Source organism: Oceanispirochaeta sp., from assembly GCF_027859075.1.
Lineage (GTDB): Bacteria > Spirochaetota > Spirochaetia > DSM-2461 > DSM-2461 > Oceanispirochaeta.
Map to the genome: position 1 here is coordinate 26686 of NZ_JAQIBL010000107.1, position 11255 is coordinate 37940.

Here is an 11255-nt window from a genome sequence, read left to right on the forward strand (position 1 = left end):
AGGACGGTATGTTTTTCAGCCCTGTTTTAGAATTTGATCCCGCCCCCCAGAAGAAGCTCTACCGTTTTCAGAGATCTAGGAGAGCCGTCGGCAGCACTATAGCTCAGACTGTCTGTGAAGGGCAGTTTGATTCTGAAATCCCCGATGTAGCTCCTTTTTTCCATTCTTTTAAACTCCAGTCCCGTTCCCAGGACGAGTCCCAGAGACAAGGGGGTCTCGTTCTTCTGTTCGATTCTGTCTTCCATATCATTTATCCGGCTGGTTTCTACAATGTTGAAGGAGTAGAGGATTTGAAATCCTCCCATCAGGCGGATGGCCTTGTCTCCCCCTGAAAAGGGGAATTCTCTGGCTATGGGCAGGATCAATTCAAGGGAGTGAATAGAGGATATTTTTATAAATTCATCTCTGGAATTGGACAGATGAACACCCCTGTTGAAGATGTAGTACAGCTCGGGTGCAAAAATGTTGACAGGGCTCACATTCATTTCTGCAAAAACACCCATTCCGAAGGTTCCCAGAACATCGGCAAAATCTCTGTTTCCCGAGTCATCAAGCATCTGGTTCCATTCCTGTCCGGCTCCACTGCTGATGCCCATATTCACCTTGAATCCATAATCCAGGGCCCATAGAGACGAGATATTCAGACTGAGAAGGATGAAAATCAATGCTTTTTTGTCAGCTGCCATCTTTTCCTCCGGTAGTAGGGACAAAATATTTCATCCTTAGTATAACAAAAAACCTGCCTTTTACGGCAGGTTTTATTAAAATTGCAAGAATAAGGTTTCAGCCTTCCAGATGATCCAGGGTGATCTTCAGCATACGGCGGACCGGTTCGGCCGCACCCCATAGAAGCTGGTCTCCCACGGTAAAGGCTGTGAGATAATCCGGGCCCATATTGAGTTTTCTGACTCTTCCCACGGGCACTGTCAGTCCCCCTGATACGGCGGCAGGTGTTAAACCGGCCAGAGAGTCCTCTTTATTGTTGGGAATGAATCTGACCCAGTCATTGCTGCTTTTAATGATGTCTTCGATTTCATCCAGCGGGATGTCTCTTGTCATCTTGATGGTCAATGCCTGGCTGTGGCAGCGCATAGAACCGATGCGGACACAGAGCCCGTCGATGGGTATGGCCGGGTCGTTCATCAGAATCTTATTGGTTTCGGCAAATCCCTTCCATTCTTCCTTGGTCATGCCGTTATCCATGGCTTTGTCTATCCAGGGGATCAGGCTGCCTGCGAGGGGTGCTCCGAATTGCTCCTTGGGAAAGCTGTCGCTGCGGAGGGTGTCGGTTATCTTCTTATCCAGTTCCAGAATGGCTGAGGAAGGATTAAGGAGGCCTGTGGCGCTGTTGCCCAGTACATCCATCTGGGAGATCAGTTCTTTCATATTCATGGCACCCGCACCGGAAGCCGCCTGGTAGGTCATGGAGGTCATCCATTCAATCAGGTTTTCTCTGAACAATCCGTTCAGAGCCATCAGCATCAGGCTGACCGTGCAGTTTCCACCCACATAGGTCTTGATGCCCGAGCGGAGTCCTTTCTGGATAACATCTTTATTGACAGGGTCCAGAACAATCAGGCTGTCTTCTTTCATCCTCAGAGTCGAGGCTGCGTCAATCCAGTACCCTTTCCACCCGGATTTTTTGAGCTCGGGATAGATCCTTTCAGTATAGGAACCGCCCTGGCAGCTGAGGATAATATCCTGCTCCTTGAGGGTTTTAAGATCAAAGGCATCTGCCAGTGCAGGCAGTTCTCTTCCAAAATCAGGGGCTTTCTGACCTGCCTGGGATGTGGAGAACAACAGGGGTTCCAACGTTTTCCCGGCTAAATCGCCCTCAGACATCATCCTATCCATCAGTACGGATCCGACCATTCCTCTCCATCCAATAATCCCGACTTTTTTCACCTGTCTCTCCTGATTCATATCATTGAAGAAACTATACGTTTTAAGGGGAAATCTGTAAATAGGAGAAGTCTCTTTGGCAGATAATGAATAAAATGCCCCCCTGGAGGGGTTCTTCATTCAATGAACAGATAGATTTGAAAAAAACTCTTTGACCAGATAAGGGGTTTGCGTACATTATAATAGGGTAGTATTCGAAAGTATTATCACTCATCGATTATGTTAATGGAAATGATAAAGCCACAGGAGGTAAAATATATGCCCTATGATCTGAATAAATACACATTGAGTGAAGCCTGGTCCAAGAGCCGGGACCAATACAAGGATCTTGATTTTCTAGGATATGCCGGTGACAGCATGGCCAGTTTTGGTCAGGTTGCCCAGAATATCCGGGAGCTCCAGAACTACCTTGTGAATCAGGGAGTCAAGAGAGGCGAGAAGGTTGCTCTTGTCAGTGAGAGCCGTCCTGAATGGGGTCAGGTTTATCTGGCGATTAATACAATGGGTGCGGTGGCAGTACCCATCATGGCCGATTTTTCTGCCGAACAGATGTGTAATATTCTGGACCACTCCGACTCAGTCTTTGTCATTGCCTCAGATAAGGTCATTCCCCGATTATTGGGTTCTTCTCTGGTTCTGGCAGATAAGCTGGTTTTGATACAAGACGGTTTAAAAACAGGAAAACTGAAGACTGAAGGAGAAGAGTGGAGTTTTACAGAGGAATCTGATCTTTTTAATCCTGCATCTCCTACACAGGAAGATCACCTTTATATGGTCGAGGAAGATGATATTGCCGCGATCCTCTATACATCGGGTACCACAGGAAACTCCAAAGGGGTGATGCTGTCTCATAAAAACATCAGCCATAACGCTTATGTGGGCATTGATATTTGCTTCGCCGCTGAGAACAGCCGCTTCCTTTCTGTATTGCCTCTGGCACATTCCTATGAATGTACCCTGGGTCTGATTATTCCTATGATGAGCGGATCTTCCATCCATTATATCAAGGGGGCTCCCACGGCCCGTGTCATGATTCAGGCATTGAATGTGGTTCGTCCACAGCAGATGCTGACCGTACCCATCCTGATTGAGAAAATCTACAGAACGAGTATCGCTCCCAAATTCGCGTCGAAAAAGATCCTCCGCTTCCTCTACAGTCAAAGGCCGACAAAGTTTCTGCTGAACCGCTATGTTGCAGGTAAAAAATTGAAGGCTCTCTTCGGGGGACGACTCGAATTTTTCGGTATCGGCGGGGCTCCACTGGCGCCGGATGTAGAAGTCTTCCTCAGAGATGCCCGATTTCCCTATTCAGTGGGTTACGGTCTGACTGAGACGGCACCCTGCCTGGCTGGGGATATTCCTTCCCGCTCTGTGTACCGGGCCATCGGCAAGGCCTTCAAGGATGTTGAACTCAGAATTGCCGATGTCAGACCGGAAACCGGACATGGTGAAATCCAGGCCAGAGGTCCCAATATCATGATTGGATATTATAAGGATGAAGAAAAAACGGCGGAAGTCTTTACCGAAGACGGCTGGTTTAAAACGGGCGACCTGGGCTATCTGGATGAGAAAAACATACTTTTTATCAAGGGACGATTGAAAAATATGATCCTCGGTGCCAACGGTGAAAATATATATCCTGAAGAGATTGAAGCCATTCTGAACAGGGATCCCTATGTTCTGGACTCTCTGGTTTCCCGAATCGGTAACTCTCTGGTTGCCCGGGTTCAGCTCAACACGGAAAAACTGGATGAATTCTTGAAAGGTCTGAAGAAAACACCGGAAGAACTGAACAGGATCAAGACAGACACCCTTGAGATGGTCAGACAGTCAGCCAACAACAGTTTAAATGCCCTTTCCCGACTGGGAAAAATAATTGAACAGGTTGAGCCTTTTGAGAAAACACCATCTCTGAAGATAAAACGGTTTTTGTACTCCAGGGAGGACAGGAAGTCTGGTCAATCTATAGAATAAAAAGGGGAATTAGTATCGTCATGATGGACTTCAGTGTTTTTACTCAGCTCAATGACCAGCAGGAAGGACTGATCATCCAGTGTTCGCTGGATGAACGTTTTTCACCTCCTGCCGGGATACTCTCTTTTGAGGGTATTCTGGATCACTCCAATACGATTGAGTTTGCCGAAGCCGTTATGGAGTTCTTCGGAGGAGAGTGGGAGGAGCATCCTTTAATCCTCGAGTTGAGCGGACTTCAGTACATTTCATCCAGCGGTATCGGTTCTTTTACGACCATCCGGGTACAGGCGGATCATAAGAGCAGCCCCCTGTATCTTCTGAATATGAATACCAAGATCCGGACCGTCTTTGATCAGCTCGGATTTTCATCCTTTTTTGAGATCATTGATGATCTCCAGGAGATATTGGCATGAAGAAGATTTTAAAATGAAGGGACGAGGAGTCCTCTTTCATAATATGCCCTCTTCCATGAATGGTATCATCTGCATGGGGAGCGTTTTCTTATAAAGAACAGAAGCTGCCACAACGTAACAGCTTCTGAAATGGAGAACGTAAAATGAAAAAATCTTCAACCAATCTTGACTCTTTGGCTTTAATAACTAAGTAACAATCTTGACTAGTCTACGTTACATAATATAGAGGGCAAATGTGTGTCTCCTGTGATCTTTCCATGGCTGTTCTCTGAATAATAAACAAATATGAGGTGAAGCTCTCCCTATTCAGTATCCCGCCGTTTTAACAGAGCTGCTCCGGAACGGACCACGGGCAAATCCCTCCAGCTGGTCGTATAGCGGGGGGAAAGTTTTTCCCGTTTCATCTGCCAGCGGCTCTCCGGACGCAGGGGCATGCAGTGGAGACTGTGCGGACCGTAGCGGCTGTTTATCCGGTCTACCGCCTCCATGACGGCGTCGCTTCTATCGTCGGTCTTGTAAAAAAGATCCAGTTGTCCCTGATCGGCCGGCTCTATTTCTCCGAGGAATACGGCTATCTTTTTGTAGCGGAATCCGGGGCGGTAGAGTTTCTCCAGCTGCCGGTGGACGATGGAGACAATGGAGGGCGTATAGGACAGGGGGAAGGAGAGCTGCTCCGTGATTCCCCGGGCGTACTGCCTGTCTGACTCCCTGAAGGGATTGGTCATGATGGAGCAGTGTATCACCCTGCAGGCCGAGTTCTGGGCTCTGAGTTTTGCCACAGCCCGGGAGGCATAATCCGCTCCGGCTTCCATGATGTCTTCCTTCCCGGTGACAGGGAAGGAAAAGCTCCGGGAGCTCATGATTCCCTGTTTGGGGGGAGGGCTTTCCTCCAGGGTAAAACTGGGTCTCCCCCTGAGTTCCCAGAGGGTTTTTAATCCCACCAGGGTCATATTCTTCTTGACCCAGCTGTCGTCCTGGCGGATAAGATCTGCCGCGCTGTGGATCTCTTTGCTGTGGAGCTTCAGGGCGTACTGCCTGCCGATTCCCCATATCTCTCTTACATTTGTCTCCTCCAGAATCCCCGGCCATTCCTCCGGGGTGGGGATGCAGATGTTGTCCACTCTTTTTTTGGACCTGTGGCTGGCTATTTTTGCCAGGGTCTTGGTCTTTCCGATGCCGATGGAGACCGGGACCCCCACCCAGGAGAATACCCTGTCTCTGATGATTCGGGCCTGTTCCATCAGTTCTTCCCGGCTGCCCTGGAGTTCCAGAAAGGCCTCGTCGATGGAATAGACCTCCAGATGAGGGGTGAAGGTTTCCAGAATATCCATGATCCTCCGGGAGAGGTCGCCGTAGAGGGTGTAGTTGGATGAAAATATCACGGCACCGGCCTGGTCCAGCTGCCTTTGCATCTTAAACAGAGGGGCCCCCCGGGGCAGGTTCAACAGCTTGGCCTCCCGGCTCATGGCCACGATGCAGCCGTCATTGTTGGACAGGACCACGATGGGGCGTCCCTCAAGATCGGGGCGGAAGACCCTTTCGCAGGAGGCATAAAAGCTGTTGCAGTCCACCAGGGCGGTCATGGTCGTGATTTTCCCCGGCCTCATAACAGGGTGGACTTTCCAGCCAGAAAACGGTGAATCACATGGCTGACCACCCCCCAGACCTGAAACTCCATGTCCAGTTCGATCCTGACAGGGTCATAGGAGGGGTTTCCGGGGTAGAGCCAGAGCCGTCCGTCCCGGCGGAGCAGCTTTTTTACGGTGAATTCACCGTAGAGAACAGCCACGATGATCATGCCTTCTTTCGGGGAGATGCTGCGGTCCACAATCAGGAGGTCCCCGCTGCGAATGCCCTCGTCGATCATGGAGTCTCCCTCTACACGGACGGTGAAGGTGGCGGCGGGATTCTGTACCAGGTAGGCGTTGAAATCCAGAATCTCCTCTCGGTAGTCCGCCGCAGGGGAGGGGAAACCCGCCTTGATCAGGTCTCCGTAGCAGGGGATTCCTTTGCTCTCTTCCTTTTCGGGGATTTTCCATTGTACGGGAACTTCCGACAGAAAAAAGCCGGCGGGATCTGATTCAAAATAACTATTCATATGTATAGTATAATTCGCTCTGGGGAGAACCGTCAATTCCCCTTAGACTCTTCTTCACCGGATTCTGTCGTTTCCCCTCTTTATCCTCATGACAAAAGAGCCCCTCTTCGGTAGAATGCCATCCATGCTCAGGGAAAAAGGCGCACAGATGAAAAGAAATGAAACTCTCCGTCCCCTGTTGAAGGTGGCTGTTCCGGTGATGCTGGCCAATGGGGCCGAAACCATATACAACCTTACGGACAGCTGGTTTCTGGGCCGCCTGGGGTCCAGGGAAATTTCGGCACCCACTATTGCCTTTAATCTGATCATGCTGATCATCCTGGGGGGGCTGGGTATTTCCGCCGCAGGAACCACCCTCATTTCCCGGGCGGTGGGGCAGAAGGATCAGAAGAAGGCCGAGTTCTTTCTGGGACAGGTCTGTTCCCTCCTGCTGTTGGCCTCCCTGCTCCTTGCCGCGGCGGGCTGGCTGCTGGCAGGCCCCTTTCTGCGGGCCATACAGACACCACCCGACCTTTTTGAGCTTACAGCGGACTATATTAGAATCATCTGTCTTGGAATTCCCTTCATGTACGGTTTCTTTGCCCTTCAGAGTGCCATGGAGGGGACTGGAAATACCATGGCAGCCCTGCGGATTCAGCTTCTGGCCACGGCGGTGAACATACCCCTTGATGCGGTTCTTATTTTCGGAGCCGGGAGCATCCCTTCTCTGGGAGTCAAAGGGGCGGCCCTGGCCACGGTTCTTTCCCGGGGGGTGGCGGCGGTCAGTGCTTATGTGATCCTCTTCCGGGGGCGCCAGGGTATTCGTCTGCATGTTGCGAATCTCCCCTTTAAACCCAGTGTTCTGAGGCTTCTTCTGAAGGTGGCGATTCCCTCATCCCTGTCTCATATGGCCTCTTCTCTGGGTTTTATCGTCCTCCAGGGACTTGTGAACTCCTTTGGAACTGCCGTTATTGCGGCCTTTGGGATTGTGAACCGCATCCATTCCCTGTTTTATATGCCCGCTCAGGGGATGGCCCGGGGTACGGCTTCTCTGGTCGGACAGTCTCTGGGAGCCGGAGACCCGTCCCGGGCGGGAAAGGTGGTGAAAACAGGGGTTTTCCTCGCCTTGATCTACATTATTCCGGGTATGATTTTCTGTTTTTTTTACGGGTCCCAGTTCATCCGTTTTTTTATAAATGATCCGGCGGTCATCGACGAGGGAAGTCTGCTCTTCCGAATCATTTCGCCTTCTGTTATAGTCTTTACTGTGTTCTTGATTCTGGCTGGAGCCTTTCAGGGCGCCGGAGATACCCGCTCTCTGATGATGATGCATCTAGGCCGTCTCTGGGTATTCCGTCTCCCCTTTGCCTGGCTCCTGGCCTTCCCCCTGGGCTGGGGTACTCAGGGCATCTGGTACGCCATGGTCTTTTCCAATGTGGTGATTACCGCCATCGGGATCTTCCGCTTCCGGAGTGAAGGCTGGGTTCATGCCTTGAAGGAGGTCTGAGGCCCTGTTTCTTCGCTTCTAAATCCGAATTCAGAGGAACTTATTGAAAGTACTGACGCCTGCATTTGCTGATCATTTCAAACCTGATGTCCTGCCCGAAGCGCGGGGACTCTATAGGGAAAACAGGGTTTATAATCTCAAAGAAGAGGACGAGCGGCTCAGGGTTTTTGTCCTGGGTGATCAGCCTATGCCCTTTGAGGTCCAGCTTCACAGCCGATCCGGCCAGTTCTACTGGAGCTGCGAATGCGGCAGCCTTGAGCCCTGCGTCCACCTGGCAGCTCTCTTTTTCAAGGCGGCTTCGGCCGGTTTCGGCAATGATCACTGGTTCCAGGGCCTGCCTCAGTTGGACCTTGTTCCTGAAAAGTTCAGCTTTGAAGAATCCGATTCGCCCCAGGGGGACCTGTTTGCTTCTTCCCCTCAGGCTCCGCTGTCCCGGCATTCCAAGCCGTCCAGGCGGGCGGGACAGGCGGTGCCCGTCAGTCCTCCGGCAGCGTCCTCTCAAGATCCCGGTAGTGATATTCCCCTGTTTCAGGGACTCTCGGATGATGATTTTCATCTCTCCAGTGAAGCACCCCGGTACGACCTGGTGTTTACCCTCTCTGGGAACGCCGACAGCGGTATCCGGGTTCGCCCGGCCCTGCTGCGTCTGAGGGAGGGGCAGAGGAGCGGCGGGATTCTCCGTTACAAGGCTTCACGTCCCGTTTCAGCCCTTATGAGGGAGCAGAAGATCCTGCTGGACAGACTCTGTTCTTCCCTGAATGATGACCCGGAAGAGGCCCTTCCCCTGGAGGACTGTCTGGAGGATGTTCTGGCGCAAAAGGAGCTCTTCACCAGCGGCCGCATCGGGATCAAGACCCACCAGGCGGCCTCCCTGGAAGTCTCTTTCCGTTTTCAGGAACTCCTTCATGATGACAGGCCCCTGTATTACCCTGAGTACCGCTTCCTTGATACCCGGGGAGCCGTCCTGCATCTGCAGCGCAGCAGATCCGGCCTCATCCTCAGAAATAAAAGGGTCTTCTGTCTGGATGAAGAGGAGGGAGTCCTGGCCTTCCTTCCCGAAGACTCGAACACCTCCTTCTTTGTGAACCTTCTTTTGTCCAAAAGTCAGGGATTTCTCCCGGCAGACATTCAGGGCGTTCTCAGACTCACCGGGAAGATGAAACATCACTCCCTGAGGCTGAATAGCGACTATCCTCCCGTCTCTGTCAGACAGGCGGATCCCCTGCCGGTGCTCAAACTCAGAAGCCGGCAGGATAAAACGGAGACATTTTTCTTCTTCCGTTACGGTCACAAGGATATTCCCTACCAGTCTCCGGTCTCCTGGATTCCTCCAGGGGAGACTGAAGGGGCGGCGGTTCTGGTGATTCAGAAACGGAACAAGGAACGGGAAACAACTCTTGTCAAAGATGTCATTTCTCAAATCACCAATCACCTGAGTTTTGAGAAAGGCTATTACGCCGGACTGGTCAGCGGGAATGAAGAGGGCGACCTGCGTCTGGATCTCTCTCTGGAGGAATTTCTGACCTACTACAGCACCATGCTCAGTCAAAGAGGCATTGAGCTGCAGCTGGAAGACAGGAAGATCAGCACAAGCGCCTCGGTGCAGTTCAATGTGGGGAATACCACCGACTGGCTGGATGTGGATGCCATGGTGAAAGAGCCGGACACAGAGAAACTGAAGGCTCTGTTCTTCGATGATCACTACCAGACTCTGGGCCTTATCAGCACCGGGGACAGCTACGTCCGGCTCTGCGAAAGCGACCTCCGGAAGTTGGATTTCCTCCGTCGGCAGGGCATGAATGACGATGGAAAACTGGAAACTTCGGTGCGTAACTTTTCTGTTATTGACCAAATTTATGAGCAGATAGCCGGGCGGGATGAGTCGCCTGCCGATGACATTCTGGAACAGGCCCGACAGATTCGTGAGGCCGGCCGGGATGATCAGGCTCCCCTGCCCGCTGGTCTGAATGCCACACTCAGGCCCTATCAGAAAGCAGGGTTCAACTGGCTTCTCCGTCTGCATCATAACGACTGCCACGGCTGTCTGGCCGATGATATGGGATTGGGCAAGACCCTGCAGACCCTGTGTCTCCTGCAGCACCTGAAGGAGACACAGAGTCTGAAGACCAGCCTCCTGGTGGCCCCGGTCGTCACCCTGGCCAACTGGGAGAGTGAGATCGAGAAGTTTGCCCCCGGCTTGACCTATAAGCGGCATGCCGGGGCCGGACGGATCATCGAAGCTCCCCATTTTGAAGAGTATGACCTGATCATCGTGAGTTATCATACCTTGAGGAACGATGTAGACCTCTTTCTGGAATATATTTTTGACTACATCATCCTCGATGAGGCCCATTACATCAAAAATGCGGGGTCCCGTATCTTCAAGGCCATCCGTTCCCTGAAAAGCGGACACCGTCTGTCCCTGACAGGAACCCCTCTGGAAAATAATACCATGGAGCTCTGGTCCCAGTTCAGCTTTCTCAATCCCGGACTCCTGGGAGGACGAAAAGACTTTTTTAACCGTTTTGCCCAGCCCATAGAGAAGAAAAAGGACAATGAGGCCCTGACCATCCTCCGGGATACTGTGTCTCCCTTTATGCTGCGCCGTAAAAAAGAAGACGTTCTGGACGATCTGCCCCCCAAGGAAATCATCGTGCACTACAGCGAGATGATCCCCGAGCAGGCGGAACTCTACAACAAGTACAGAGATTTTTACCGGGCCCGGGTGACCGGACTCATTGGCGACAAGGGGCTCTCCGGCGCTTCTGTGGAGATCTTCCAGTTTCTCCTGAAGCTGCGCCAGCTGGCCATCTATCCTCCCATGACGGGGGATGAAGAAGCCATGACTGTCAGCTCCTGCAAGATGGTAGCCCTGAAGGATCTACTGGACGAAGTGTTGGAAGAAGACCATAAAATCCTGATTTTCTCCCAGTTTCTGGGGACCCTGAATGCCATCGGAGATTTCTGCCGTAACCAGCACTGGGACTATTCCAGGATCACCGGAAAGACAAAAGACAGAGCCGGGGAGATCAGAAGGTTTCAGGAAGATGAGGATGTGAGGGTTTTCCTCCTCAGCCTCAAGGCGGGAGGAGTCGGAATCAATCTGACCGCCGCCGATTATGTGGTTCTCTTTGACCCCTGGTGGAATCCCGCTGCCGAACGGCAGGCCATCGACCGGGCCCACAGGATGGGCCAGAAGCGCAAGGTCATCTCCTACAAGATGATCGTACGGGGCACCATTGAAGAGAAAATTCTCAGGATGCAGGAACAAAAAACCGCCCTGATGGACGGCATCATCCAGGATGACCAGAACATCTTCGGGTCTCTGGGTGAGGATGATGTGATCAGATTGTTTGAGTAACCTTTAGAAGAGGGGCAGCAA

General features: G+C 51.7%; 8 protein-coding genes. 4 read left to right on the plus strand and 4 right to left on the minus strand.

Translation table 11 applies throughout. The features are described 5' to 3' along the window. Positions 1-26: 26 nt before the first annotated feature. Both PF479_RS06285 and asd read right to left on the minus strand, forming a co-directional pair. Positions 27-686, minus strand: coding sequence for an outer membrane beta-barrel protein (locus PF479_RS06285; RefSeq protein ID WP_298003677.1), 660 nt, complete (start codon positions 684-686; stop codon positions 27-29). Between the two features lie 97 nt (positions 687-783). After that, complete coding sequence (gene asd, locus PF479_RS06290; RefSeq protein WP_298003680.1) at positions 784-1905, minus strand: aspartate-semialdehyde dehydrogenase; 1122 nt, start codon at positions 1903-1905, stop codon at positions 784-786. Between the two features lie 255 nt (positions 1906-2160). On the opposite strand from asd, the gene PF479_RS06295 reads away from it, so the two are divergent. Together PF479_RS06295 and PF479_RS06300 are read left to right on the plus strand one after the other, a co-directional pair. Then, the gene (locus PF479_RS06295) at positions 2161-3876 is read left to right on the plus strand and encodes an AMP-binding protein (protein WP_298003682.1); all 1716 of its coding nucleotides are present in this window, start codon (positions 2161-2163) and stop codon (positions 3874-3876) included. 20 nt (positions 3877-3896) lie between these two features. Next, positions 3897-4289 carry an STAS domain-containing protein gene (locus tag PF479_RS06300; protein WP_298003685.1) on the plus strand — a complete coding sequence of 131 codons (393 nt, stop codon included), beginning with the start codon at positions 3897-3899 and terminating at the stop codon, positions 4287-4289. Between the two features lie 302 nt (positions 4290-4591). On the opposite strand, the gene PF479_RS06305 is transcribed toward PF479_RS06300, so the two are convergent. Continuing rightward, entirely contained in the window at positions 4592-5896 is a 1305-nt protein-coding gene (locus tag PF479_RS06305; protein WP_298003688.1) for a Y-family DNA polymerase, read from the minus strand. Further along, the gene (locus PF479_RS06310) at positions 5893-6387 is read right to left on the minus strand and encodes a LexA family transcriptional regulator (RefSeq protein WP_298003690.1); all 495 of its coding nucleotides are present in this window, start codon (positions 6385-6387) and stop codon (positions 5893-5895) included. The genes PF479_RS06305 and PF479_RS06310 overlap by 4 nt, the downstream gene beginning before the upstream one ends. Positions 6388-6535: 148 nt before the next feature. Between PF479_RS06310 and PF479_RS06315 the strand changes: the two genes are divergently transcribed. Both PF479_RS06315 and PF479_RS06320 read left to right on the plus strand, forming a co-directional pair. Continuing rightward, positions 6536-7873, plus strand: coding sequence for an MATE family efflux transporter (locus PF479_RS06315; protein ID WP_298003693.1), 1338 nt, complete (start codon positions 6536-6538; stop codon positions 7871-7873). Positions 7874-7916: 43 nt separating this feature from the next. Beyond that, a complete protein-coding gene (locus PF479_RS06320; protein ID WP_298003695.1) occupies positions 7917-11234 on the plus strand; it encodes a DEAD/DEAH box helicase in 3318 nt (1105 codons plus the stop codon). Positions 11235-11255: the final 21 nt, after the last annotated feature.

Coding starts and splice junctions, on each gene's coding strand:
- PF479_RS06305 (WP_298003688.1), bottom strand. CDS start 5,896: ATGAGGCCGGGGAAAATCACGACCATGACCGCCCTGGTGGACTGCAAC.
- PF479_RS06295 (WP_298003682.1), top strand. CDS start 2,161: ATGCCCTATGATCTGAATAAATACACATTGAGTGAAGCCTGGTCCAAG.
- PF479_RS06310 (WP_298003690.1), bottom strand. CDS start 6,387: ATGAATAGTTATTTTGAATCAGATCCCGCCGGCTTTTTTCTGTCGGAA.
- PF479_RS06300 (WP_298003685.1), top strand. CDS start 3,897: ATGATGGACTTCAGTGTTTTTACTCAGCTCAATGACCAGCAGGAAGGA.
- PF479_RS06315 (WP_298003693.1), top strand. CDS start 6,536: ATGAAAAGAAATGAAACTCTCCGTCCCCTGTTGAAGGTGGCTGTTCCG.
- PF479_RS06285 (WP_298003677.1), bottom strand. CDS start 686: ATGGCAGCTGACAAAAAAGCATTGATTTTCATCCTTCTCAGTCTGAAT.